General features: G+C 47.2%; 20 protein-coding genes and 1 pseudogene. 11 read left to right on the forward strand and 10 right to left on the reverse strand.

All coding sequences use genetic code 11. The features are described from left to right. Nucleotides 1–177: 177 nt before the first annotated feature. The 5 genes from C233_RS0119475 to C233_RS0119495 all read right to left on the reverse strand — a co-directional run bounded on the left by C233_RS0119475 (nt 178) and on the right by C233_RS0119495 (nt 3,700). Nucleotides 178–633: a DUF4293 domain-containing protein gene (locus C233_RS0119475; RefSeq protein ID WP_018669196.1), complete on the reverse strand. Its 456-nt coding sequence runs from the start codon at nt 631–633 to the stop codon at nt 178–180. Further along, entirely contained in the window at nt 633–968 is a 336-nt protein-coding gene (locus tag C233_RS0119480; RefSeq protein ID WP_018669197.1) for a DNA-directed RNA polymerase subunit omega, read from the reverse strand. Before C233_RS0119480 ends, C233_RS0119475 begins: the two co-directional genes overlap by 1 nt. 51 nt (nt 969–1,019) lie before the next feature. Continuing rightward, entirely contained in the window at nt 1,020–1,823 is an 804-nt protein-coding gene (locus C233_RS0119485; protein ID WP_018669198.1) for an outer membrane protein assembly factor BamD, read from the reverse strand. Nucleotides 1,824–1,938: 115 nt separating this feature from the next. Beyond that, nucleotides 1,939–2,364: a hypothetical protein gene (locus tag C233_RS0119490; RefSeq protein ID WP_004290856.1), complete on the reverse strand. Its 426-nt coding sequence runs from the start codon at nt 2,362–2,364 to the stop codon at nt 1,939–1,941. A gap of 37 nt (nt 2,365–2,401) precedes the next feature. Then, nucleotides 2,402–3,700, reverse strand: coding sequence for a phenylacetate--CoA ligase family protein (locus C233_RS0119495; RefSeq protein WP_018669199.1), 1,299 nt, complete (start codon nt 3,698–3,700; stop codon nt 2,402–2,404). A 113-nt stretch (nt 3,701–3,813) separates the two neighbouring features. Here C233_RS0119495 and uvrB point away from each other — a divergent pair, with 113 nt between their 5' ends. From uvrB to C233_RS0119520, 5 genes are all read left to right on the forward strand, one after another. Continuing rightward, nucleotides 3,814–5,874: an excinuclease ABC subunit UvrB gene (gene uvrB / locus C233_RS0119500; RefSeq protein ID WP_018669200.1), complete on the forward strand. Its 2,061-nt coding sequence runs from the start codon at nt 3,814–3,816 to the stop codon at nt 5,872–5,874. A gap of 58 nt (nt 5,875–5,932) precedes the next feature. Then, nucleotides 5,933–6,991 carry a linear amide C-N hydrolase gene (locus tag C233_RS0119505; protein WP_025069151.1) on the forward strand — a complete coding sequence of 353 codons (1,059 nt, stop codon included), beginning with the start codon at nt 5,933–5,935 and terminating at the stop codon, nt 6,989–6,991. Nucleotides 6,992–7,162: 171 nt separating this feature from the next. Beyond that, complete coding sequence (locus C233_RS0119510) at nt 7,163–10,531, forward strand: UvrD-helicase domain-containing protein (RefSeq protein WP_018669202.1); 3,369 nt, start codon at nt 7,163–7,165, stop codon at nt 10,529–10,531. 24 nt (nt 10,532–10,555) lie between these two features. Beyond that, nucleotides 10,556–11,059, forward strand: coding sequence for an energy transducer TonB (locus C233_RS23305; RefSeq protein WP_164835512.1), 504 nt, complete (start codon nt 10,556–10,558; stop codon nt 11,057–11,059). After that, a complete protein-coding gene (locus C233_RS0119520) occupies nt 11,056–13,950 on the forward strand; it encodes a PD-(D/E)XK nuclease family protein (RefSeq protein WP_018669204.1) in 2,895 nt (964 codons plus the stop codon). Before C233_RS23305 ends, C233_RS0119520 begins: the two co-directional genes overlap by 4 nt. A 131-nt stretch (nt 13,951–14,081) precedes the next feature. On the opposite strand, the gene C233_RS0119525 is transcribed toward C233_RS0119520, so the two are convergent. The 5 genes from C233_RS0119525 to C233_RS0119545 form a co-directional block, all read right to left on the reverse strand. Then, nucleotides 14,082–15,209: a hybrid sensor histidine kinase/response regulator gene (locus C233_RS0119525; RefSeq protein ID WP_018669205.1), complete on the reverse strand. Its 1,128-nt coding sequence runs from the start codon at nt 15,207–15,209 to the stop codon at nt 14,082–14,084. A 37-nt stretch (nt 15,210–15,246) separates the two neighbouring features. Beyond that, on the reverse strand, nt 15,247–16,182 hold the full coding sequence (locus C233_RS0119530; protein WP_025069149.1) for a UDP-glucuronic acid decarboxylase family protein: 936 nt from the start codon (nt 16,180–16,182) through the stop codon (nt 15,247–15,249). 117 nt (nt 16,183–16,299) lie between these two features. Further along, entirely contained in the window at nt 16,300–16,827 is a 528-nt protein-coding gene (locus C233_RS0119535; RefSeq protein WP_018669207.1) for an IbrB-like domain-containing protein, read from the reverse strand. Beyond that, nucleotides 16,824–18,113: a DUF3440 domain-containing protein gene (locus C233_RS0119540; RefSeq protein WP_018669208.1), complete on the reverse strand. Its 1,290-nt coding sequence runs from the start codon at nt 18,111–18,113 to the stop codon at nt 16,824–16,826. Before C233_RS0119540 ends, C233_RS0119535 begins: the two co-directional genes overlap by 4 nt. A 2-nt stretch (nt 18,114–18,115) precedes the next feature. After that, nucleotides 18,116–18,511 carry a hypothetical protein gene (locus tag C233_RS0119545; protein ID WP_018669209.1) on the reverse strand — a complete coding sequence of 132 codons (396 nt, stop codon included), beginning with the start codon at nt 18,509–18,511 and terminating at the stop codon, nt 18,116–18,118. A gap of 461 nt (nt 18,512–18,972) precedes the next feature. On the opposite strand from C233_RS0119545, the gene C233_RS0119550 reads away from it, so the two are divergent. From C233_RS0119550 to C233_RS25200, 6 genes and pseudogenes are all read left to right on the forward strand, one after another. After that, a complete protein-coding gene (locus C233_RS0119550) occupies nt 18,973–20,631 on the forward strand; it encodes a hypothetical protein (RefSeq protein ID WP_034778431.1) in 1,659 nt (552 codons plus the stop codon). 14 nt (nt 20,632–20,645) lie between these two features. Beyond that, nucleotides 20,646–22,220 (forward strand): DUF5723 family protein, encoded by a 1,575-nt coding sequence (locus C233_RS0119555; RefSeq protein ID WP_025069147.1) that lies wholly within the window; start codon nt 20,646–20,648, stop codon nt 22,218–22,220. Nucleotides 22,221–22,246: 26 nt separating this feature from the next. Continuing rightward, nucleotides 22,247–23,683: a DUF3868 domain-containing protein gene (locus tag C233_RS0119560; protein ID WP_018669212.1), complete on the forward strand. Its 1,437-nt coding sequence runs from the start codon at nt 22,247–22,249 to the stop codon at nt 23,681–23,683. Nucleotides 23,684–23,772: 89 nt separating this feature from the next. After that, nucleotides 23,773–24,324, forward strand: coding sequence for a chromate transporter (locus C233_RS0119565; protein WP_018669213.1), 552 nt, complete (start codon nt 23,773–23,775; stop codon nt 24,322–24,324). After that, nucleotides 24,321–24,845 carry a chromate transporter gene (locus C233_RS0119570; RefSeq protein WP_018669214.1) on the forward strand — a complete coding sequence of 175 codons (525 nt, stop codon included), beginning with the start codon at nt 24,321–24,323 and terminating at the stop codon, nt 24,843–24,845. Before C233_RS0119565 ends, C233_RS0119570 begins: the two co-directional genes overlap by 4 nt. 201 nt (nt 24,846–25,046) lie before the next feature. Then, nucleotides 25,047–25,190, forward strand: a pseudogene (locus C233_RS25200) (DDE transposase); the annotation flags it as partial.

Below are 25,190 nucleotides of genomic sequence, written 5' to 3' on the forward strand. Positions count from 1 at the left end.
CGGGGGAATACCTAAAGATACAAAAAAGCCAGCTAATTCGCAATATTTTGTGTATGAATTAGTTGGCTGATTTTATATTATTTACTGAATGTCCCAAAGCAGGGCATGCGTTTTCGTAACGCATGCCCTGCTTTGTTATTTCATCTCCCGTTCCTTTTACGGAAAACGGGGCTCGATTTATCTCAGCCTATCCGCAGCCCTTACCATTAGTTCGTCACGGTAAACGGCACGGAAAGTCAGGTAATCCAGTATGATACACACAGCCGGAAGGCATAAAGCCCACCCTATCTGGAACCCCATTGCATTCAGGTCTTTCTTCAGGATAAACATGAATACGAAAAAGGCAATGTAGTAGCCTATCAGCAAAAGGCTGCCGAATATCGTCATACGAATTTGCAGCATACGGTTACGGAACAGGAAAATAGTGCATAATGCGATAACCGCACTCAGCAAAAGAATGCCGAACAAGCCCCATGTAGACTGGAAATTCCCGTCGGCCGAAGTTACCCCCAACGGCTTGAATACATGAGCCGCCCCATCCGAACCTATGAACTGTCCCACCGGCAGGCAAACAGCCACTACCAGCAGAATAGCCACCAATAACAAATAGACGGATTGAATGCGTTGTATCATTACTGCAATTTTTCTTTTTCCTTAGCAGGATTACGATAATATACCTTACCTTCAAGATATTCCTGAGTGGCAATCAAAGTAGGTTTCGGCAATTTCTCATAATAGCGGGATATTTCAATCTGCTCGCGATTTTCGAATACTTCTTCAAGATTGTCGTTGTAAGAAGCGAATTCCGCCAACTTCTTGGAAAGGTCGTTCTTGATTTCAACACTGATTTGATTGGCACGCTTACCAATAATCGCTACACTCTCATATACATTACCGGTATCCTCACACAACTCCATCATATCACGGGTTACCGTAGTAGCAGGAGCATTCGTCTTTCTGTAATCCATAAATTTCTATCTAAATTAAATTTATTCTATTAGCTATATTCTCTCGGTCGGTCAGTCTTTCAGAATTTTCTGCGCTTCCTTGAAGATGCGGTCGGCATCTTTCATGTACTTGCTTTCGGGGAATTCATTCTTGAAAGCGTAATATTCATCCACCGTCTCGCGATAACGCTCCGCCCTCTTATCCTCTACGCTGTATATCGCCATTTCGTACTTGGCACGCAGAATAAGAATGGACAAGTCCTCGCGCATATTGGTATAAGGATAGTCTTTCAGTGCGTTCTGTGCAGTAATAACGCAAGACTCGTAGTTGTTGCCCAGGTAATTGCCCAAGTTATAATACAGTTTGGCGGACAGGTACTCCTTCATAACCAGCTTATCCTGCAAAGTGAATATCATGCTCTGGGCTTCGTCTTTCTTAGAGCTTTGCGGAAAATATTCGAGGAACATCTGCAACTGCTGGATTGCATTGTACGTGCCCGACTGGTCTAAACGGGGTTCCGGCGTATCCAGATACAGGGCTTTCCCGGCATGGAAACGCGCCAGTTCGGTAAACGTACCGCGCGGGTACACATTGTAGTATTGGGTAAACGTTTGGGCGGCAGTTTGGTAATCCTGCTGGTTATAATAGCTCATGCCCAGCATGTAGAGCGATTCTTCCGCCTTGTCGGTTCCTTTAAGAATGGCAATCAATTCGTTCAGCAGGGTCGCGGCACGGCTATACTGGCCTTTTGCGAAGTAATTCTTTGCCGCTTCATACTTGTATTCGTAGTCTGTGCTTTTCAGCAACTTGTTGTATTCTCCGCATGAGGAGAGCAGCAGTGCTGCAAGCAAAGTTATAAGGATGTTCTTCTTCATTATTTTCGTTCAAACAAATAATGCGCAAAGATAGAGGTTCGTATCGAATTAAACAACGATACGAACCTTAATTTTTCAAAAACTACCGCTCGGCCGCCCGGCGTCCTGCCGCCTTTTAAAGTTTATACAAGTCGCTCGCAGCCAGCAAATCCACTTTTTTCTCCGTCAGCACCCGGATGCAGTTCTCCATATCGTTAGGACGGATGATGACATTGGCGGTCTGCCCATTGGCGAAAGAGTACATATACTCGATGAAAACGCCCTCATCGGACAGGCAGCGGAGCACCTTCGCCAGCGAACCGGGAATATTGGGGCAACTGATACCTACCACATCGGTTACATTCACGGCAAAATGATTATCCTTCAAAGCCTTGTATGCCTTGTCCGGCTCGGATACGATACCGCGGAGAATACCGAAATCTGCATTCTCGGCTATGCAAAGCGCCGAAAGGTTGACGCCCTCCTTGGCAAGGACTTCCGTCACTTCCGTGAGGCGGCCGGATTTGTTCTCCAGAAAAATAGAAAGTTGTTTGGCTACCATAAATTTAATTTAGATTTGACGATTTACTATTTACGAATTACAATTTGCGGTTATCGATGACACGCTTCGCCTTACCTACGCTGCGCTCGATGCTGCGCGGTTCTACCAAGCGGACATCCACCCCCAGGCCGAGTACGCTTTGCAGGCGTGCGGTAAGTTTCTTCTTCAAAGCCAGCATCTTGTTAATCTCGTCGGAATAATATTCCGGACGTACCTCCACTTGCAGCTCCATGGTATCCGTATTGTTCTTACGGTCTACCACCAGCAGGTAATGCGGCTCGAACTCGGGCATTTCCAGAATGACGGATTCAATCTGCGTGGGGAATACATTGACGCCGCGGATGATAAGCATATCGTCGCTGCGTCCGAGAATACGGTCCATGCGCACCAATGTACGCCCGCAGGGGCATTTGTCGTAGTGCAGGGCTGTGAGGTCTTTGGTACGGTAGCGCAACAGCGGCATACCCTCTTTGGTAAGGTGGGTAAATACCAGCTCGCCCGTTTCACCCGGTGCGACGGGTTCGAGCGTTTCCGGGTCTACTATCTCCGGGAAATAATGGTCTTCATTAAGGTGCGTACCGTGCTGGCATTCGCATTCGTACCCCACACCGGGACCGGCTACCTCGCTCAGCCCGTAAATATCGTAAGCCTTTATACCCAACTTAGCCTCTATGTCGCGGCGCATATTCTCCGTCCACGGCTCTGCACCGAAAGCACCTATTTTCAATTTGAATTCGTTGCACGGCAAACCGGAATCCTTAATGGCATCCGCCAGGTACAAGGCATAAGAAGGAGTGCAACAAAGCACCGTAGAGCCGAAATCGTGCATCAGGGTAATCTGCTTCTCCGTATTGCCGCTGGACATCGGAATAACGGAAGCGCCGATATTCTCCGCACCGGCATGAGCACCCAGCCCACCTGTAAAAAGCCCGTATCCGTACGACACCTGGAAAACATCCGAACTGCCGGCTCCGTATGCCGTAAAAGCGCGCGACAGGCATTCCGCCCACGCCGAGAGGTCTTTACGCGTATATCCCACCACGGTAGGTTTTCCCGTAGTGCCGGAAGAGGCATGGATACGTACAATCTGGCTCATGGGAACAGCACAAAGCCCGAAAGGATAATTGTCCCGAAGGTCGTATTTCGTAGTAAAAGGAAGCTTTACGATATCGTCGATGCTGTTGATATCATCGGGGGTAATACCCAATTCCTGCATTTTCCTGCGATAGAAAGGAGTGTCGTGATATACACGCTCCACCGTCTTTTTAAGGCGAATACTCTGGATTTTGCGAAGGTTCTCACGCTCCATGCATTCGATACTCTCGTTCCAAATCATGTTTTCGTTGTATTACATTAATGGTTATTATTGATTTTATATCGCAAAGTAAACAAATAATTTTGTTTATCTCAAAGATTTTCCCGAATATTGCCGCTTCTTAAAGAGAGAAAATGAACAAATTCGAGTTAACATCCGCCTACCGACCTACCGGCGACCAGCCGGAAGCTATCGCACAGCTTACCGAAGGTGTGCGCGAGGGAATTCCGGCACAAACCCTGCTCGGCGTCACGGGTTCCGGAAAGACATTCACCATTGCCAATGTCATAGCCAACATCAACAAGCCTACGCTGATTTTGAGCCACAACAAGACACTGGCCGCACAGCTATACAGTGAGTTCAAGGGATTTTTTCCGAACAATGCGGTAGAATATTACGTATCTTACTACGACTATTACCAGCCCGAAGCCTACCTGCCTTCTTCGGACACTTATATAGAAAAAGACCTCGCTATCAACGACGAGATAGACAAGCTTCGGCTTGCTGCCACCTCCGCCCTGCTTTCCGGGCGCAAAGATGTGGTGGTGGTATCTTCCGTATCGTGCATCTACGGCATGGGCAACCCGGCGGATTTCTACAACAACGTAATCGAAGTACAGCAGGGGAAGAATTACAGCCGTAACGTATTCCTGCGCCGGCTCGTGGACAGCCTTTACGTACGTAACGACATCGACCTGAACCGCGGGAATTTCCGGGTGAAGGGCGATACCGTAGACATCTACCTCGCCTACACGGACAATATACTGCGCATCATCTTCTGGGGAGACGAGATAGACGGCATCGAAGAGGTAGACCCCATAAGCGGCGTTACAATCGCCCGGTTCGATGCTTACAAGATATATCCCGCCAATCTTTTCATGACTACCAAAGAAGCCACCCTGCGGGCTATCCACGAGATAGAGGACGATTTGCACAAGCAGGTGGAACTGTTTGAAAGCGAGGGGCGTTCCTTAGAGGCCAGACGGTTGCAGGAACGTGTGACCTACGATATGGAAATGATACGCGAATTAGGGCACTGCTCGGGCATAGAAAACTATTCGCGCTATTTCGACGGACGTGCAGCAGGCACGCGCCCTTACTGCCTGCTGGACTTCTTCCCCGATGATTTTCTCATCGTCATCGACGAAAGCCACGTCAGCGTTCCGCAGATACGCGCCATGTACGGCGGCGACCGTGCCCGGAAAACAAACCTCGTGGAATACGGTTTCCGCCTTCCCGCCGCAATGGATAACCGACCGCTGAAGTTCGAGGAATTCGAATCGCTGGCAAAGCAAGTGATATACGTTAGCGCCACCCCTGCCGATTACGAGCTGATGCAGTCCGAAGGAATCGTAGTGGAGCAGGTAATCCGCCCTACCGGGCTGTTAGACCCCATTATCGAAGTGCGCCCCAGCCACAACCAGATAGACGACTTAATGGAGGAAATCCAGTTACGCATCGAACGCAACGAGCGCACGCTCGTTACCACGCTGACCAAGCGCATGGCGGAAGAGCTGACGGAATACCTGCTCAACAACAATGTAAGATGCAACTACATCCACAGCGATGTAGACACCCTGGAGCGTGTAAAGATTATGAGCGATTTGCGCGAAGGCGAATACGATGTGCTCGTCGGCGTCAATCTCCTGAGGGAAGGACTGGATTTGCCCGAGGTATCGCTCGTGGCTATTCTCGATGCGGATAAGGAGGGATTCCTCCGCTCCCACCGTTCGCTGACCCAGACGGCGGGACGCGCCGCCCGTAACGTGAACGGCATGGTTATCATGTATGCCGACAAAATTACGGAAAGCATGCAGCTTACTATCGACGAAACCAACCGCCGCCGCGAAAAGCAGTTGAGGTACAACGAAGAACACGGCATTACTCCCCAGCAAATCAAGAAAGCGAAGAACCTCAATGTGTTTGCCGGCACAGAAGGATATGCAGCAGGCGGCACCGGCAAAGAAAAAGCGTCCGGCACGGCTCCCCGTCCCTATGTGGAACAGGAAAGTACCGCTACGCTCGCCGCCGACCCGATTGTTCAGTATATGAGCCGTGCCCAGCTCGAAAAGAGTATCGAGCGTACCAGGAAGCTCATGCAGGAAGCAGCCAAGAAGCTCGACTTTATCGAAGCGGCGCAATACCGCGACGAAGTGCTGAAAATGGAAGAACTGCTGAAAGGGAAAGAGGAGTAAAACAAAATCAGGTCGCCGTTGTTACTTTTCGTATACAAATCATTTAATAAGCAAGTTTATGAATACGAAAAGAGGAATGGTAGCCTTCATGTCCCTGGCTGCCTTGTTTTTACCGGGCATGCAACGGGCGGAGGCGTGTACGCGCGCCACTTACATCGGACCGGACGATATGGTTATTACAGGCCGCACAATGGACTGGAAAGAAGATATCATGAGCAATATCTACGTCTTTCCGCGGGGAATACAAAGAGCCGGATACAATAAGGGCGAAACTGTGAAATGGACTTCCAAGTACGGCAGCGTCGTTGCAACGGGCTACGACATAGGCACGTGCGACGGGATGAACGAAAAAGGACTGGTAGCCAGCCTGCTGTTCCTGCCGGAGTCCGTGTACGACCGTCCGGGAGACACGCGCCCCGTAATGGGCATCAGCATCTGGACGCAGTACGTGCTCGACAACTTCGCCACCGTGCGCGAAGCCGTAGATGAGCTGAAGAAAGAAACATTCCGTATCGATGCCCCCCAAATGCCGAACGGTTCAGCCTCTACCCTCCACATGGCTATTACGGACGAAACCGGCAACACTGCTATCCTGGAATACCTGGACGGCAAGCTGAGCATCCACGAGGGCAAAGAGTACCGGGTAATGACCAACTCGCCCAGGTACGAGTACCAGTTGGCTGTCAACGATTATTGGGAAGAAATCGGCGGTCTGCAAATGCTGCCGGGAACCAACCGTTCCAGCGACCGTTTTGTACGTGCATCCTTCTATATACACGCCATTCCGCAGACGGCAGACGCCGGAATTGCAGTACCCAGTGTACTGAGCGTGATGCGCTCCGTATCCGTTCCGTTCGGAATTACCACACCGGACAAGCCCCATATCTCCTCCACCCGCTGGCGTTCCGTCTCCAACCAGAGAGACAAGGTATATTACTTCGAATCGACCCTCACCCCTAACCTTTTCTGGCTCGACTTGAAGAAGATAGATTTCAGCCCCGGCGCCGGTATAAAGAAGCTTCCGCTGACCGGCGGAGAAATATATGCGGGCGATGCCGTAAAGGATTTGAAGGAGAGTCCCTCTTTCACATTTCTGTTCCAGACACCTGTTCTTTAAGTGAGGATAAACCGCCCGCAGACCGTTCTATAAGAAACGCATGGAAGGGTTGCACCCCAACGGATAAAGAGGTGCAGCCCTTTTTGTACGGCTTGTTTTTCGCACTATCCTTAAGCCTATCTCATGATTTTTACGTATGTTTGCAGATGAACTTCAAAGCTGCAAATCCATATGGAACTATTAGTATATAAAGCCTCCGCCGGTTCGGGAAAAACCTTTACGCTGGCCGTGGAATACATCAAACTGTTGATTCTCAATCCACGTGCCTACCGGCAGATACTTGCCGTAACCTTTACCAACAAAGCCACGGCAGAAATGAAAGAACGCATCCTGACGCAACTCTACGGTATCTGGAAGGAAGACCCTGCATCGGACGCCTACCTGAAACGTATCGAGGAAGATTTGGAAAAGAGGCGGACAACGCCTCCCCTGCCGCGCAATGAGCTGCGCCGGCGTGCAGGAATGGCATTGCAATATATGCTGCACGATTACAGCCGCTTCCGTGTGGAAACAATCGACTCGTTTTTCCAGTCGGTCATGCGTAACCTGGCACGCGAGCTGGAGCTCAGCCCCAACCTGAACATCGAACTGAATAACGCCGATGTACTGAGCGATGCCGTGGATAGCATGATTGAAAAGCTTACGCCCTCCTCACCCGTACTGGCATGGCTGCTGGACTACATCAACGAGCGCATTGCCGACGACAAACGCTGGAACGTATCCAACGAGGTCAAGAGCTTCGGACGGAACATTTTCGATGAAAGCTATATAGAACGGGGCGAAGGGCTGCGGCTCAAACTCCGCTCTCCCGAAACACTGAAACTCTACCGGGACGTGCTGCGCGAAATGGAGACCGATGCGCTGGAACAGATGAAAGGCTTCTACGACCAGTTCGAAGGCGAGCTGGAATGCCATGCCCTCGTACCCGAAGATTTGAAAGGCGGCGCACGCGGAATAGGCGGTTACTTCCGCAAACTGCGCGACGGGCGGCTGGCAGACAAGGATGTGCTAAATGCCACCTTACAGAACAGCCTGGCGGATGCCAAAAACTGGGCTGCAAAAACATCTCCGCGCAAAGAGGACATTATCCGCCTTGCGGAAACCAGCCTGATACCCCTGCTGCAAGATGCGGAAAGGCTGCGCCCGCAGAAAAACCGTACGATAAACAGTTGCCGGCTCTCGTTGCAACACCTCAATAAACTGCAACTGCTGAACCACATCGACGAGGAGGTACGCACGCTGAACCATGAGCACAACCGTTTCCTGCTATCCGACACCAACGCCCTGCTGCACAAATTAGTACACGAGGGAGACTCCTCTTTCGTATTCGAGAAGATAGGCGCCAACATCCGCAACGTCATGATTGACGAGTTTCAGGACACAAGCCGCATGCAATGGGACAACTTCCGACTGCTGCTGCTCGAGGGGCTCTCGCAAGGTGCGGACAGCCTGATAGTAGGCGATGTGAAGCAATCCATTTACCGTTGGCGGAACGGCGACTGGAGGATATTGAACAGCCTGGGAGACAGCCGCGCCAAACCTCAACTCTACGACGCTAAAGTAGAGGTTTACGACGCTAAACCTCTACTTTACAACGACAGTATTCAACACCCGTTTCCCTTTCCGGTACGTGTGGAAACCTTGAAGATAAACCGCCGGAGCGAAGCGAATATCATCCGTTTCAACAACCGCCTGTTCACCTCCGCAGTGGATTATCTGAATTCGCTGCACTTAAAGGAACTGAAAGAGGAATGCGTTCCGCTGAAACGTGCATACGCCGATGTTACCCAGGAATCTCCCAAAGCGGAAAGCAGAGGGTACGTCAAAGTTTCTTTCATAAAGCCCGATGAGGAGCTCGACTATACCCGAAAAACGTTAGCGGATTTGGGTGAGGAGGTACAGCGCCTGTTATCGGAAGGCGTAAAGCTGAACGACATCACCATTCTTGTACGCAAAAACAAGAATATCCCCCTCATCGCGGACTATTTCGACAAGGAGCTGCATCTACCCGTGGTTTCGGACGAAGCTTTCCGCCTGGATGCCTCCCTCGCTATCCGCATGCTGATAGATGCCTTGCGTTACCTGTCTGACCCAGAAGAAAAGATAGCAAGGACTTCGCTGGTTACCGATTACAGACTGCAACAGGAAACTGCCGCCCGTACAGCAGACGGAGCGGCAGAGAGCGCCGGAGAGGATGCGGACAATCCGGAGCAGGTTACGGACGCACCGCGAAGGGACTGGCATAAGATGCTGACTGCCGATGCCGGGGTTGCACTTCCCGCAGAGTTCGTATCACGCATGGACGAATTACGCCTGATGCCTCTCTACGAGCTCTTGGAGGAATTGTTCACGCTGTTCGATATGGGCAGTATCGAAAAGCAGGATGCCTACCTGTTTTCGTTCTTCGATGCGGTAACGGAGTACTTGCAAAACAATTCTTCCGACCTCGACGGCTTTATCCGTTACTGGGACGAAACGCTATGCTCCAAGACAATCCCTAGCGGAGAAATGGACGGCATACGCATCTTCTCCATTCATAAATCCAAAGGATTGGAGTTCCATACCGTTCTTGTTCCTTTCTGCGACTGGAAGTTAGAGAACGAAACGTACAACCAACTGGTGTGGTGTACCGCTCCCGAACCGCCTTACGATGCGATAGACCTCGTCCCCGTCAACTATTCTTCCGCAATGGCGGAATCCGTTTACCGCCGGGATTATCTCGACGAGCGGTTGCAGTTGTGGGTGGATAACCTGAACTTGCTCTACGTAGCGTTTACCCGTGCCGGTAAGAACCTGATACTATGGAGCAAAGAAGGGCAGAAAGGTACTATGTCCGAGCTCCTCTCCGCCACCCTGCCCCAAGTAGCCCAAGCGGGAGAAGGCTGTTGGGATGAGGACGAAGGTGTATATGAAAGCGGAATGATATGCCCCTCGCCGGATTCTTCTCAAAAAGACGCTCCCGCTCCCGTCAACAAGCTTGCCCAGAAACCGGTGAAGCTCCCGGTACATATGGAGAGTATGCGCCATGACATCGAATTCCGCCAGTCCAACCGTTCCGCCGACTTCATAGCCGGAGTGGATGAAGCCGAATCCAGCCGGCGTTTCATCGACCGCGGCCGCCTGCTGCATACATTGTTCTCTGCTATCGAAACGGAAGCGGACATCGACGGGGCTATCAGCCGTCTGGTATTCGAGGGCATCATCGGACGTATCGAAACCGAGGAAGAAATACGCGAACTGACCCGCCGGGCATTCTCGCAGCCGCAAATCAAAGACTGGTATTCGGGCTCGTGGCGGTTATTCAACGAATGCGACATTATCTGGCAAGAGAACGGGGAGTTGCGCAACCGCCGCCCAGACCGTGTAATGATGTGCAACGGCGAAATCGTAGTCGTGGACTTCAAGTTCGGCAAGCCCAACAAGAAATATAACAGGCAGGTACAAGGGTATATAGAATTGCTTGTCCGTATGGGGTACGATGCAAATGCTATCAGCGGGTATCTGTGGTATGTGGAAGAAGAAATAATAGAAAAAGTGTAAATGCTAACCTTTAAAAATATAGGAATGAAAAGAACAACACTCCTACAAATGTGTGCTGGGATTATTCCTGCCATTGCGAAACGCTTGATACTGATAATAGGAATAGCTTCCGCAACAATCCCGGCATATACCGCAAGCTCCGATTTCCTACGGCAAAAGAGTGCCATTGCATTGGATACGCTGACAAACCGGACGATGCCCGAATTTCCCGGAGGAATAAAAGCATTGTTTGAATACCTGAAAATAAAGATAGAACTTCCTATACACGCCATAGAGTGCGGAATACCCGGAAGAGCTATTGTTAGTTTCACTGTCGACGAAAACGGGAAAGTAAAATCTCCTCATATACTCCGTGGCGTAGACCCGCGGCTGGATACAATGGCATTGGAGCGAGTCCAGCAAATGCCACAATGGAAGCCCGCTACCGAAAACGGAAAAGCTGTGTCCTATTGTGACTATACCGTACCGGTATACTTCATTATCGACTACATCCCTTACGAGGAATACATCAAAAATAAACAACAATGAAAACATTCCTTCAATTAGTAGCCCAAGACTTATATTCCAAGATAGGAAACGACCTGTCGCGTACAGCTATCGTATTTCCCAATAAACGCGCCAGTCTGTTCTTTAATGAATACCTGGCTGCCCAAAGTGACCGCCCGTTGTGGTCGCCCGCATACGTCAACATCAGCGAACTGTTCCGCCGGCTCTCACCGCTGAAACCGGGCGACCCTATCCGCCTGGTGTGCGAGCTGTATAAGGTATTCCGCGAAGAAACGCACAGCGAGGAGCCGTTGGATGACTTCTATTTCTGGGGAGAACTGCTTATCAGTGACTTCGATGATGTAGATAAGAACCTTGTAGATGCCGACAAACTGTTTAGCAACCTACAGGACTTGAAGAACATCATGGATAGTTACGACTTCCTTGATAAAGAACAGGAAGAAGCTATACGACAGTTCTTTCAAAACTTCTCCATTGACAAACGCACACAGCTCAAAGAGAAGTTTATTTCCCTTTGGGACAAGTTAGGGGATATTTACAGGAATTACCGGAAGAATCTCTCCGAGCTGGGTATCGCTTACGAGGGCATGATGTACCGCCATGTCATAGAACAGCTCGATACCGACCGGCTGCACTATGACCGCTACGTATTCGTCGGTTTCAACGTGCTGAATAAAGTGGAAACCCGCTTTTTCCAACTGTTGCAGGATGCGGGTAAAGCCATGTTCTACTGGGATTACGATGTGTTCTACACCCGCCTGCCCCACGAACAGCAACCACCGTACATTCACGAAGCGGGAGAATTTATTCTGCGCAACTTGAAGCAGTTCCCCAATCAACTGCCCGAAACCGCTTTCGATGTCTTGCGAAATCCCAAGAAAGTCCGCTTCATATCTGCCCCAACGGAAAATGCGCAAGCCCGCTACCTGCCCGAATGGGTACGTACGGTGATGAAAAACGACGCCGAGGCAAGCAAGGAGAAAGAGAATGCTATCGTATTATGCAACGAAGCGCTGTTGCTGCCCGTGCTCCATTCCATTCCTCCGGAAGTGAAGAACGTCAATATAACCATGGGCTTTCCGCTGGCACAGACACCCGTATACAGCTATCTCAACGCCCTTATGGAGTTGCAGACCACCGGCTACCGAAGAGATACCGGACGTTATACTTACGAAGCGGTGCTTACTGTGTTGAAACATCCGTATACCCGGCAGCTCTCTGCCGTTGCCGAGGAGTTGGAGAAGCAGCTCACCAAAGACAACCGCTTCTATCCCCTACCGTCGGAACTCAAAAGGGATGCTTATCTCGAACAGGTATTTACCCCGCAAAACGGTATTGCCGCCCTTTGCCGTTATCTCACCGACCTGCTGCGCGAAGTAGCCGTTGTGTATCGCCGGGAGAAAGACGAAAAAGATATTTTCAACCAGCTTTACCGGGAGTCGCTGTTCAAGAGCTATACCCTCGTAAACCGTTTGCTCAACCTGATAGAAAGCGATGGGCTGAGCCTGCAAGCAGATACGTTGAAACGCCTGATGAACCGCTTGCTCACCTCTACCAATATCCCGTTCCACGGCGAACCCGCTATCGGTATGCAAGTTATGGGGGTACTGGAAACACGTAATCTCGACTTCCGCAACCTTATCATGCTATCGCTTAACGAAGGCCAGCTTCCCAAAGCCGGCGGCGACTCGTCTTTCATTCCTTATAACTTGCGGAAGGCATTCGGCATGACTACTATCGAGCATAAAAATTCTGTGTATGCCTATTACTTCTACCGTCTGATTCAGCGTGCGGAGAATATCACCTTATTATACAATACGGCATCCGACGGGTTGAACCGCGGTGAAATGTCGCGCTTCATGCTCCAGTTTCTCGTAGAGTCTCCGCACGATATCTCACGCGAGTACCTGGAAGCCGGCCAGTCTCCCCAACACAGCCGCGAGGTGGAGATTTTCAAGACACACGAGGTGTTGCAGCGCATGTACGATACATACGATACACGGCGGCATCCCAACGCGCTCTTTTCGCCTTCGGCACTCAATACGTACTTGGATTGCCGGCTGAAATTCTATTACCGTTATGTTGCCGGGCTGAAAGCTCCCGATGAGGTAAGTGCGGAGATAGATTCCGCTTTGTTCGGAACGATTTTCCACCGTGCCGCCGAGTTGGTATATCAAGACCTTACGGCCAATGGCAAGGAGATACGCAGGGAAGATTTGGAACGGTTGTTGCGTAACGATGTGAAAATACAGATGTATGTGGACAGCGCATTCAAAGAGGAGTTTTTCCACATACAGGCAAACGAGCAGCCCGAGTACAACGGCACGCAGCTTATCCATTCCAAGGTTATCGCCTCTTACCTGCGGCAATTGCTCCGCAACGACCTGCAATACGCCCCTTTCTGCATGGAGGCTATGGAACGGAAAGTAACGGAGACGATAGAGGTGGATACTCCTTTAGGAACATTGACCCTGAACATCGGCGGCACGATAGACCGTATGGACAGCAAAGGCGATACCCTGCGTATAGTGGATTATAAGACGGGAGGTACTCCGAAAACTCCCGAAAATATGGAACAACTGTTCACTCCTTCCGACAACCGCCCGAGTTATATCTTCCAGACTTTCCTGTATGCTGCCATTATGTGCCGCAAGCAGTCATTGAAGGTAGCACCGTCTCTGCTGTATATTCATCGGGCGGCATCCGAAAGTTACTCGCCGGTTATCGAAATGGGAGCACCGCGCCAGCCCAAAGTGCCGGTCGGTAATTTTGCATTTTATGAAGATGAGTTTCGTGAACGGTTATCGGCGCTTTTGCAGGAGATATTCAATCCCGAAGAGACTTTTACGCAGACCGAGGATACGGGAAAATGCGAATACTGCGACTTTAAAGGCTTGTGCAAGAAAGGGTAAAAGAGAGTGGTTTTCACCACAGATTGCACGGATTGCATGGATTAACACAGATTATCCGTATTGATAATCAAATACTTAAATTCAAGCTGTGTTAATCTGTGCAATCTGTGGTGAACTTCATCCCTCTTTATTTATTTTTTTAATGGAATGGAGAAGTAGAAAGTCGAGCCCTCTCCTTTTTTAGAGGTGAACCATAGTTTACCGCCATTTTTCACTACGAAATCCTGGCATAACAATAATCCCAGCCCGGAACCTTCTTCATTCTTCGTTCCGAATGTGCTGAAATGCGTATCGGTATGGAGCAGTTTCTTCTGCCCTTCTTCATCGATGCCGCAGCCCTCATCCTTTACGCTGACTACCACCATGTCTCCCTGTTCTTCCATTTTCACCAGCACCTCGGAACCTTCATTGCTGAATTTAATGGCATTGCTCAACAGGTTGCGGATAACGGTTTTCAGCATATCGATATCAGCGTTGACAGGCAGTTTCTCCGGCTTTTCCTCACGAATGGTTATCTTCTTCAAACCGGCTACGATATTGAAAATATCGACCACACTGTCTACTACTTCTACGACGTCGATATCCTGGTAAACGACATTCAGGCTACCGATTTGGCTCTTTGTCCACTTCAACAGGTTGTCCAGCAGAGAGAATACATCTTCCGTCGTCTGGTTAGCCATAGTCAGCAGTTCGTACATTTCATCACCTATTTTCTCGGCAGGCAGGTTGAGAATCAGCATATTCAGCACCATTTTAATAGACCCCATAGGGGAACGCAGGTCGTGCGCTATGACCGAATACAGCTTGTCGCGGCCTGCAATGGTGCGTTGCAGTTCCTCCGTCTTTTTCAGGATTATACGTTTGGCCGCCACCAACGAAATCTGGTGGGTAACGCGGATTATCAGTTCTTCTTTGTTGAACGGCTTGGAAATAAAATCGTTGGCGCCCACCTGGAATCCTTTCACGATGTCTGTGGTACTGTTCAGCGCCGTCAAAAAGATGATTGGAATATCTGCCGTATCAGGGTTGGCCTTGAGGCGCTGCGCTACTTCGAACCCGCTCAAATCCGGCATCATCACGTCCAGCAAAACCAAATCCGGATGTTCCTTATCCACCTGCTCCAATGCCTGCTGTCCGTTATTTGCCGTAGCAATCGCAAACTTCTCATTTGTCAAGAGTACCTTCAACAACAATACGTTGGACATCACATCATCTACGATGAGGATTTTGTACTCGGAAGGATTTATTTCCATGTTCATCTTTTATTATATTTTTCCCGTTATCGATATTATCAGTTCAAGAACGATACTTCCCAAAGTATTCTATCATGTGGTGCAGCCCTTCTTCCAAATCAACGGCAGGCTGCCAGCCCAGTTTGTTTTTCGCCAGTGTAATGTCCGGCTGGCGCTGCTTCGGGTCGTCATGCGGCAACGGCTTGAATATCAGTTTCGATTTCGACCCCGTCAGCTTAATGACTCTCTCCGCCAGCTCGAGAATGGAAAATTCGTTCGGATTACCCAGGTTTACCGGTCCTATAAACTCGTCTTCCGTATTCATCATGCGTACCATTCCTTCTATCAAATCGTCCACATACTGGAAGCTGCGGGTCTGGGCTCCCGAACCGTAAATCGTAATATCCTCGTTCCGCAGAGCCTGCACCACGAAATTGGACACCACACGCCCGTCATTGGGCAGCATACGCGGACCGTATGTATTGAAAATGCGGATAATCTTTATGCGTATCCCGTTCTGCCGGTGGTAATCCATGAAAAGCGTCTCGGCGCAACGTTTGCCTTCATCATAGCAAGAGCGGATTCCAATCGGATTTACATTCCCCCAATAACTTTCTACCTGGGGATGTATGATAGGGTCGCCATAGATTTCGCTGGTCGATGCCTGCATTATCTTTGCATTCGTCTTTTTGGCGAGTCCCAGCATGTTAATCGCTCCCAATACCGAGGTTTTAATCGTCTTTATAGAATCGTGCTGATAATGTATCGGGGATGCAGGACAAGCCAGGTTATAAATTTCATCTACTTCCGCTTCATAGGGAAATTCCACATCATGAAGTACAAATTCAAAGTGGGGATGCTTCCTCAGGTGAACGATGTTCTCCTCCGAACCGGTGAAAAGATTATCCAAGCATATTACTTTGTGCCCGTCCTCAACCAACCGGGTACATAGATGAGAGCCTATAAAGCCGGCACCGCCACTAACCAATATTCTTTTCATGTAGTACTGTTTTCTACTGTCATAAGACCATACAACCCTGTATGTTCCGTTTATGTGCTGGCAAATGTAGGTGATTTGGTTAAAATATGCAAGTTTGTAAAAGGTTTATTTTGAATGTTAAGGAATATATTCCGGCTTGTTGTCGGGGATGCTGAAATCTTTATTTGCAAATAAGTCCGCCAGCCCTGAAATCTGCTTCAGGCGGAGCAGCTCGTCGCGGTCCATACCGATGTTTTTCATTATCCACTGGTCGGACATGCCGGCATGGTCTAACTCGGCAACGATGTTGCACATCAATTCGATGTTGTGCGCCCCGCGTGCACGATTATGGCGAATGGTGGATGCCATACGGTTGGATAGCTCCTTGTCGATTACGACAATCGGCAACAAGCCGTTTTCGCGCTGGTAAATCCGCTTGGAAGTTTTCAATACCTGATAGCGGTGGTAGCCGTCTACTAAGATATAATTATCTTTCTCCTTATCGTAATAGCATACGCAGGGCATCGTAAAGCCGTCTTCCCAAATAGACAGTTCCAATAGTTTCATTTCGGGCGGCGCCACTACGTTAGGATTATAATCGTTGGCTTGTATCTTTTCCACAGGAACCGCTTTTACATTATATACCGGACTCTTATCTACACTCATAACATCATATTTTTGAATTGTTCCATTATTTTGTCTCGTTTGTATATCTCCTCTTTAGTCAGGGCAAAACCCATGTACTTGCATGCATGGTCGTTCTTCAAGATGCAAATGCACATACGCTTGTAGGTGGGTATCTCCCGGAATTCTGCAATATCGATATCGTCCAGGTAATCCATGCGGACGGGCTTCTTGTTCGTCTTGTAATTGGTATAGTTCACCACTTCGATAGGAATACCTGCGTCCTGCAATTTCTTAATGGTGTTCTCGCTGAGACATCCTCCTTTTGTCCGCCAGAATTCGATGCTGACCGTCAGTTTTTTTAAGTAGTTGCGCCGGGTTTCCTCGGGTAACGTAGAAAGCAGGAATTGCATGAAGCTTTTCCAGGTGTATCCCTTAGGAATGCGCACACTCTGCCACCCCATAGCATGGGTTCCGCCATAAATACCCGTAAAATTCACTCCGTTGACGCGCCCTATCATCTTTCCCCAGGTATTAGGGTCTATCACTTTATATAAAGCCAGGCTTTCCTGCGCTTCGCAAAGGAACGGGCTGGCTACGCGCTGGCGTTCTATATTGACGCCTGCCTTATAATACAAATCGTACAGGTGATTGTAATCGAAGCCGAACTTTCCGTTGGCTGTCCAAATGTCCGTCGTTTTCCAGTCATAGATAGGATAAGCATTGAATATGTCGTTGCCTATTTTGGAAGTCCACCTATAATTATGGTACATCTGGTATTTCCGGTTCAAGTGAATGCTACGCCAACGGTTGAAGCTCTCCTGCGTACGGATACCTATAAGGAAACAGGTACGTACTGCATCTTTTCGTGTATGCAACCATTTGGCAAAATGCATCTGATACTCGTAATCCCACATATTCTCCGTATAGAACGGGAATGCCTCTTTCGTATAAGAATTCGGAGGCATCTGGCGTACCCATATGTCTTTCATGCTTTCGTCCCAGGGACGCCAATAACTCTGATACATGGAAGTACAGGTCGTAACCTTGAAAGGTACGCATACCCGGTAAACTTCCAAAATATCCTTGTTGGCTTCCAATATGCGGTCTACATAGTCTATGGTTACGGTATATTGTATTTCATAATCCATATGAAACACACATAACTTTCGCTTTAAATTATTACGCCGGATATAATCTATGCACAAATTCAGCAATACACCGCTGTCCTTTCCTCCGGAAAAGGACACACATATCGTATCGAACTCTTTAAAAACCAGTTCTAAACGTTCCTGTGCAAGTTCGTATACATTTTTAGGTAAGGCCATAGTTATCTGTCTTTTTTCATTTTCACGTAGCGGGTCCAGACTTTTTCCTCCGAAAAGCCCAGTTCTTTAAAAAGAGAACAATGCTCCATGAAAGTAATTGAAATCAACTCCTTATCTGCGTTTGTTTCCGATACGACTTTCTCCAATAACAGTTTCAGGGTATCTTCATTATTACCTTCTATATAATAGTTGTTAATGATACACTCCTTTTTCTTCTCCTCTACCGGTATAAAGCCTATAACTTTTCTCTTGTTTATAGCTACGAACCAAACAAAATTCTCCGAGGTTCGGAAAGGATAGTTGTAATTTTGTTTTAGTATTTCAGGATTCATCACCAATGGTGCTACGAGCTCATAAAGCCGTTTATCTGTTCCCTGTAATTGTATAACCTGTATCATTTTTTAAGTTATCGGTTTATTTTTTTCGGGTGTTAAAGATATGAATTATACCTTACCACATAAATATGTTTTAAATAGTTTTAAGAATAAACCACTAAATAATAATTCATAGTAAGATATATGAAATATATAAATACAAATATATACTACTTTTTATATGTAGCATTTATCTGCTTGCATAAATATAATATTAGATTTTTAATATTTTATTAAAGCACGATTAAAGAATATTTATATCTTTGCGCAGATTTTAAAGAGTATTCCAAATTTCCTATAAATTATTCTGTTTTACCATTTTTTTTTTACAGGCTACATAAACAATGAAATCGATTATAAACAATAGAATTATGATGCTAAACACAAAGAAAAGACCGCTTATAGCTGCGGTTATATTATTGACATCGTTAGGAGTAACTACATCGTGCATCGATAACAGTTATGACTTAAACAAGGACATTGATATGACAATCAGTGCAGGTGGCGAACATTTGGCAATTCCCGTAGGATATACGGAGAGGATAACGCTGGATAAAATCATAGAATTGAATAGCGAAGATGATTTGAAGGTGCTGGATAACGGGGAATATCATTTATTGAAAGAAGATGAAATTATCCCGAGTACAACAACCGTAAAACAAATAACCGTAAATGGTTCTTCTGATAACCCAATAGAAAAAATAACAGCGGCAAATGAACATAGTTCAATCGAGAATAATGTTATTACAACAAATATCATTCCGAAAAAGGGTAAAATTAAAGCGACTGCAACTCAAATAGATAAAGCAGTAATAGAAATAGGGGAACTGCAAGGTATACAACCAACAGACTTATTATTAAAATTTAAGCTAACAGGAGACCTTAGTTACCAATCCATTAAAGCGAGTTTAGTAATATCTTTCCCTTATTATTTACAATTTATGGCAGACCCTAAGTTAAATAAGGAAAATAATATACTAACTTTGGAACTTACAGAATCAGAATTAAAACTGAATCAAGAATACATTTATCCGCTAAAACTAACAGGATATAAATTTGCAACCCAAGCAGGTACTGATAAAGGGAAATATCCTGGCGAGCAACACAGTATAACTATCAATGATGATGTAACTATCACTGGAAAAACAGAAGTTACGGTAAATAGCGCAGTCAATGGTGCATTATTAGAAATAAATCCAACTGTAGAACTTACTCCTATGCCTATAAAAAGCATCAGAGGTGTTATCAAACCTGAAATAAATGAGACTGTCACTACAGTAAAATTAGAAAATCTACCAGACTTTCTATCTGACGACGCAGTCGAACTTGATATAACCAATCCGCTTATCTCTTTCATCGCTAACAATCCATTGCAAACCCCTATCGTGTTAAATGGAATCATGTATGGTGAAAAAGGTGGTAGTACAATAGAAGGTTCTACCGTAAAAATTGGTAATGAAAGCAAAGATAAAAATAAGATTTTACTGGCTCCTGGTGATAATACAATCATTTTATCTCGTACAGGAAAGAGTGACAAAGAAAATTCTCAATCAGTTCAAAATATCCAAGTATCAGACATTAACAATTTAATAAAAAAAATACCAGATGTAGTAAATGTAGTTTTAAATCCTATAGTAGAAAACGAACAATATTATACGGTAGAACTGAAAGATTATGAAATGACAGGTAACTACGACATCGACATCCCCCTGAACTTCGGTAGCGCTCTGAAAATCGTATATGATGAAACTATCGACAACTTCGACCTCGACCTTGAAGATGTGGATATCAAGAAAGCCATTCTCTCGATAAATGCAGTCAATACCATTCCTTTGGCAATGGAAATCAAAGACGACAATGTCAGCGCAGTAGATGTCAACGGAAACGTGATAAAAGACATCGATGTAACCGTAGAAGGTACTATTACAGAAAGCAAAGACGGCAAAACCGAGGTTACGAGTACGCTCAATATCAATTTGGACGAAACGGCAGAAGGTGCTATCAGCAAGCTGGACGGTCTGAAACTGAAAGTAACGGCCGTACCGGGACAGGCAACCGATGTTCAGTTGTTAAGCTCACAATGGCTACAGCTTAAAGACATGAAACTAAAAATACCCAACGGTATCAAAGTGGATTTGAACTAAGAGAAACATACTTCATACGATACAAACAAAAGATTCAACAATCATATATAATGAAACGAATGAGAACAAATGTTTTAGCGATTATACTCTCCGGAGCAACTGCGGTGCTGACAGTCAGTGACGCAATGGCACAGACACAAAACAGCCGTTCAATCTATTTCCTGGAAGGAAGCACCTATCGCCACGAACTCAACCCGGCTTTTATGGGTGAACGCGGCTACGTCAGCCTCCCCGGTTTGGGAAATCTTACAATCGGCGCACAGTCCACGGCCGGTGTAGGCGACTTCATCTTCAAAAAAGCCAACGGCGACCTCACCACCTTTATGAACGAAGAAGTCAGCAGTGCCGAATTCCTGAAAGGATTACCCAAAAGGCTGAAAGTAGGCGCCAACATAGATGAATCGATACTTTCCTTAGGTTTCCATGCCTGGGGAGGCTTCAATACATTCGGCATTTCCGTAAAGTCGAATACCAATATTTTCATGCCCGACGAACTCTTCAAGTTCATGAAAAACGGAGTAGCCAGCGAAACGGGAAGCAACTACAATGTAAAAAACTTGAATATCGTATCGACCAACTATGCTGAAATAGCTTTCGGCCATGCACGCGAAATCAACGAACGCCTGACAGTAGGTGCTAAAGTGAAAGCCCTCGTAGGACTGGCAAAAGCAACCATGCACATCGACGAACTGAACATCCTTGCATCGCAAGATAAATGGACTATTACCCCGAAGAATGCCGAGCTCTACATGTCTGCCAAAGGCCTCATCGTACCGACCAAAGGCGAAACCGGCAACTACCAGGAAGACGATTATACACTGGACGCCAACGGAGACAGAACACAGACCCTGAAAGAAGGTAGCGACGGGCAGATTTCCTATGACGACCTGGATTTCGATACGGACAACCTCGGCCCTACCGGTTTCGGTATGGCTATCGACCTGGGAGCAACCTACAAGCTGAACGATGAATGGACATTCTCCGCCTCTTTGCTCGACCTCGGCTTCATTTCATGGAAAAACACAACCAAAGGAACAATGAGCAAAGAATTCACTTTCGACGGTTTTAGCGAAATCTCCGTAAAGGATGACGGAACCAGCACTAACAAGAAGCTGGACACCCAAGTAGACGAATTGGTAGACGACCTGGCAGACCTCGCGAAGTTCGACAAAGTAGGCGAAGGCATGAAACGTACTACCGCCCTCGCAGCCACCCTGCACCTGGGCGCCCAGTACACTCTGCCAGCCTACGACCGACTGAACTTCGGCTTCCTCTCCACTACCCGCATGCAGGGCAAGCACTCATGGACGGAAGCCCGTGTTTCCGCCAATGTTGCTCCCCTCTCCTGGTTCGAAGCATCGGTAAACTACGCCCTATCCAATTTCGGTTCCGATGCCGGCATCATGCTGAACTTCCACCCACGCGGTTTCAACTTCTTCGTAGGAGCGGATGTACCCATGTGTAAGTTAGAATCCGCCTATGGAGCGCCTATCAGCCGTGCCTCCCTCAATGTAAACTTAGGTATCAACTTCACTTTCGGACCGAAGCACAAACGTAAATACAAAACGGTAGAAACCCAATCACTCTAAATTCATCAACTAAAAGAAAGAAGAATATGAAAAAGATATACTGTCTGCTGTTTGCCATACTGCCCCTGGCAGCATTTGCAGGTGAGGTAAAAGTCACCAAGCCCGTATTGACATTGGAGAACGATACGCTGACGCTGGATTTCAAGTTCGATATGGAAGCCGTAAAAGTCAACAGCACGCAATCTTACGCTTTCACTCCGGTACTATTTGCAGGAAAAAACTATAAACCTCTGCCGCCTGTCGTAGTGACTGGCAAGAAGAAATTCAAAATGCGCCACAAAGACCGCAAACTTGCCAAGAAAGGCCATTATGATGCACCCTATACTATAATAAAAGGAAAATCTGCCGACCGTCAGAACCTGGTGAACTATACCATATGCCTTCCTTACGAAGAATGGATGAACCAGGCAGACATGTGGATATTGCAAGAAGGCAAAAAAGACTGTTTGCTGGAACTGCCCGAAATCCGGGTGATAGAACCCGTAATTGTCGTAGAAGAAGAACCATTACCCCAGAAAGGAGCAATTTGCGAACCTTGTATGAGCATGGTATCCTACCTCACTCCGACGGAAAAACCGTTGAAAGTCCGCTCCGAACAAAATACCCTATATATAGAATATGCGGTAGGCGGTACGGAATTCAAAGCCGATTTCAAGAACAACGCAACCGAACTGCAAAAGCTGAAAGAAACCCTAAACCCGCTGACCGAAGGCGATTTGGTAACTTTCAAAGCTATCAACGTATGCGGATATGCCTCACCCGACGGCTCTGCCAAGACCAATGACCGTGTAGCAACCAAACGGGCAGACTCATTCGCTCTCTACCTGAGAGGAAGCTATAACTTCCCGGACAGCATACTGAATGTAAGTTCGGCCGGCGAAGACTGGAACGGACTAATTAAGATGCTCGAAGAAGACAAACCCGCATACGCAGACAAGGCACTGGAAATCATCAATAAATACACTAACCCCGATGTGCGCGAGGCACGGCTGAAAAGTGGACTGGGCATCACCACGTACCGTACCATGATGAACGAATACTATCCCCGCCTGCGCCGTCTGTCTATCTCCGTAGACTACGAAATCCGTGAAGTCCGCAATGCGGAAGCGGCAACATTGATTTACACCAATCCCAAAATGCTGAACCTGCAGGAAATGTACGGCGTAGCCAAGAACTTCCAGCCGGGTACGAAAGAATACAAGGAAGTGTATGAAATCGCTGCTGCCAACTACCCCGCAGACATCGTTGCCAACATCAATGCTGCCTCTGCCAATATCGTTTACGGCGACTTCGACCGTGCAGGCCAATACCTGGAAAGAGTAAAAGACGACCCTCGTGCATGGAACAACCTGGGTGTATTGGCATGGCTGTCGGGCGACACGGAAATCGCAAAAGAATGGTTCACCAAAGCCTTAACGGTAGAACCCGGAAAAGCACAGGAAAACCTGAATAAGATGAAGTAATACACATCTTGACATACACTGTAAAAGAGTTGCAATAGTGGATTTTTTTCCCTACCTTGCAACTCTTTTAGTATAGATATAAGAAAGAAATGAAGTACCTGGTCTTATTCCTTACATTTGCCAAAATAGGAATGTTTACTATCGGTGGCGGCTATGCCATGATACCGCTTATCGAGCGGGAGATTGTAAATAAAAAATGGATGACTAAGAGCGATTTTATGGAAATGTTCGCACTGACCCAGTCGCTGCCGGGAGTATTTGCGGTGAATATATCCATATTCGTCGGTTATAAACTGCACAAAGTAAAAGGCAGCCTGGTGTGCGCTTTGGCTACCATACTCCCTTCTTTTGCCATAATGATGCTGATAGCTATGTTTTTCGCGCATTTTCAGGACAACCAAGTGATGATACGTATTTTCAACGGTATCCGTCCGGCAGTAGTCGCATTAATCGTGTTCCCCTGCATTTCCGCCGTACGCGCTTTAAAACTGAAATATTGGCAACTGATACTTCCCGCTATCGCTACACTGCTTATCTGGCAGTGCGGATTGTCGCCCGTGTACATCGTCCTGGCAGGCATTGCAGGCGGGCTGATTTACACATTATGGTTAAAGGATAAACTGGCAAAACTACAAGCATGATTTACTGGCAATTAATCTTAGTATATTTGAAAATCGGAATGTTCGGGTTCGGAGGCGGCTATGCCATGCTCTCATTGATTCAATATGAAGTAGTAGACCATTACCACTGGCTCACGCTCCAGCAATTTACCGATGTCGTAGCCATTTCACAGATGACACCGGGACCTATCGGCATCAACAGCGCCACTTACGTAGGCTATGCCGTTACCCAAAGTGTATGGGGAGCCGTCGTAGCCACAGTAGCAGTCTGCCTGCCCTCATTCATATTAGTGCTGCTCATTTCTTACTTCTTCGTAAAATGCAAGGACAACAAGTATATCAAGGCTGCCATGTCCGGACTGCTACCGATGTCCGTTTCGCTGATAGCCGCCGCAGCCCTGTTGCTGATGAATAAAGAGAATTTTATCGACTACAAAAGTATCCTGATTTTTGCCGGTGCATTCGGAATTACCTGGAAATGGAACATACACCCCATACTACTGATAATACTCGCAGGAATTGCAGGCTATATCCTATACTGACACACTCTCTCATCGTACCTTTCCGGCAACAGCCAGCATTTTACGTGCATAGCACCAAAGGGACATTCAGTAAATAATATAAAATCAGCCAACTAATTCATACACAAAATATTGCGAATTAGCTGGCTTTTTTGTATCTTTAGGTATTCCCCCGCAAATAAGGTTTGAAGGCCAAAACGGGGGAAATTCCCCGACTAAGATATGGCTAAGATACAAAATATTTCCGAAATTCACCCAACTTTGGGCTTCACAGAATTTGATGTTCTGGAAAAATACCGCAAAAGTTTTAATGAGAGTGAGCTTGGCAGGCTTCACTCAGTGTTCCCGTTTGAACGCATGGCAAAA

This window comes from Bacteroides gallinarum DSM 18171 = JCM 13658, assembly GCF_000374365.1.
GTDB lineage: Bacteria > Bacteroidota > Bacteroidia > Bacteroidales > Bacteroidaceae > Bacteroides > Bacteroides gallinarum.

Coding starts and splice junctions, on each gene's coding strand:
- C233_RS0119520 (WP_018669204.1), top strand. CDS start 11,056: ATGAAAACATTCCTTCAATTAGTAGCCCAAGACTTATATTCCAAGATA.
- C233_RS0119525 (WP_018669205.1), bottom strand. CDS start 15,209: ATGAACATGGAAATAAATCCTTCCGAGTACAAAATCCTCATCGTAGAT.
- C233_RS0119535 (WP_018669207.1), bottom strand. CDS start 16,827: ATGAGTGTAGATAAGAGTCCGGTATATAATGTAAAAGCGGTTCCTGTG.
- C233_RS0119480 (WP_018669197.1), bottom strand. CDS start 968: ATGGATTACAGAAAGACGAATGCTCCTGCTACTACGGTAACCCGTGAT.
- C233_RS0119570 (WP_018669214.1), top strand. CDS start 24,321: ATGATTTACTGGCAATTAATCTTAGTATATTTGAAAATCGGAATGTTC.
- C233_RS0119530 (WP_025069149.1), bottom strand. CDS start 16,182: ATGAAAAGAATATTGGTTAGTGGCGGTGCCGGCTTTATAGGCTCTCAT.
- C233_RS0119475 (WP_018669196.1), bottom strand. CDS start 633: ATGATACAACGCATTCAATCCGTCTATTTGTTATTGGTGGCTATTCTG.
- C233_RS0119565 (WP_018669213.1), top strand. CDS start 23,773: ATGAAGTACCTGGTCTTATTCCTTACATTTGCCAAAATAGGAATGTTT.
- C233_RS0119505 (WP_025069151.1), top strand. CDS start 5,933: ATGAATACGAAAAGAGGAATGGTAGCCTTCATGTCCCTGGCTGCCTTG.
- C233_RS0119550 (WP_034778431.1), top strand. CDS start 18,973: ATGACAATCAGTGCAGGTGGCGAACATTTGGCAATTCCCGTAGGATAT.
- C233_RS0119545 (WP_018669209.1), bottom strand. CDS start 18,511: ATGATACAGGTTATACAATTACAGGGAACAGATAAACGGCTTTATGAG.
- C233_RS0119510 (WP_018669202.1), top strand. CDS start 7,163: ATGGAACTATTAGTATATAAAGCCTCCGCCGGTTCGGGAAAAACCTTT.
- C233_RS0119560 (WP_018669212.1), top strand. CDS start 22,247: ATGAAAAAGATATACTGTCTGCTGTTTGCCATACTGCCCCTGGCAGCA.
- C233_RS0119495 (WP_018669199.1), bottom strand. CDS start 3,700: ATGATTTGGAACGAGAGTATCGAATGCATGGAGCGTGAGAACCTTCGC.
- C233_RS0119490 (WP_004290856.1), bottom strand. CDS start 2,364: ATGGTAGCCAAACAACTTTCTATTTTTCTGGAGAACAAATCCGGCCGC.
- uvrB (WP_018669200.1), top strand. CDS start 3,814: ATGAACAAATTCGAGTTAACATCCGCCTACCGACCTACCGGCGACCAG.
- C233_RS0119485 (WP_018669198.1), bottom strand. CDS start 1,823: ATGAAGAAGAACATCCTTATAACTTTGCTTGCAGCACTGCTGCTCTCC.
- C233_RS0119540 (WP_018669208.1), bottom strand. CDS start 18,113: ATGGCCTTACCTAAAAATGTATACGAACTTGCACAGGAACGTTTAGAA.
- C233_RS23305 (WP_164835512.1), top strand. CDS start 10,556: ATGAAAAGAACAACACTCCTACAAATGTGTGCTGGGATTATTCCTGCC.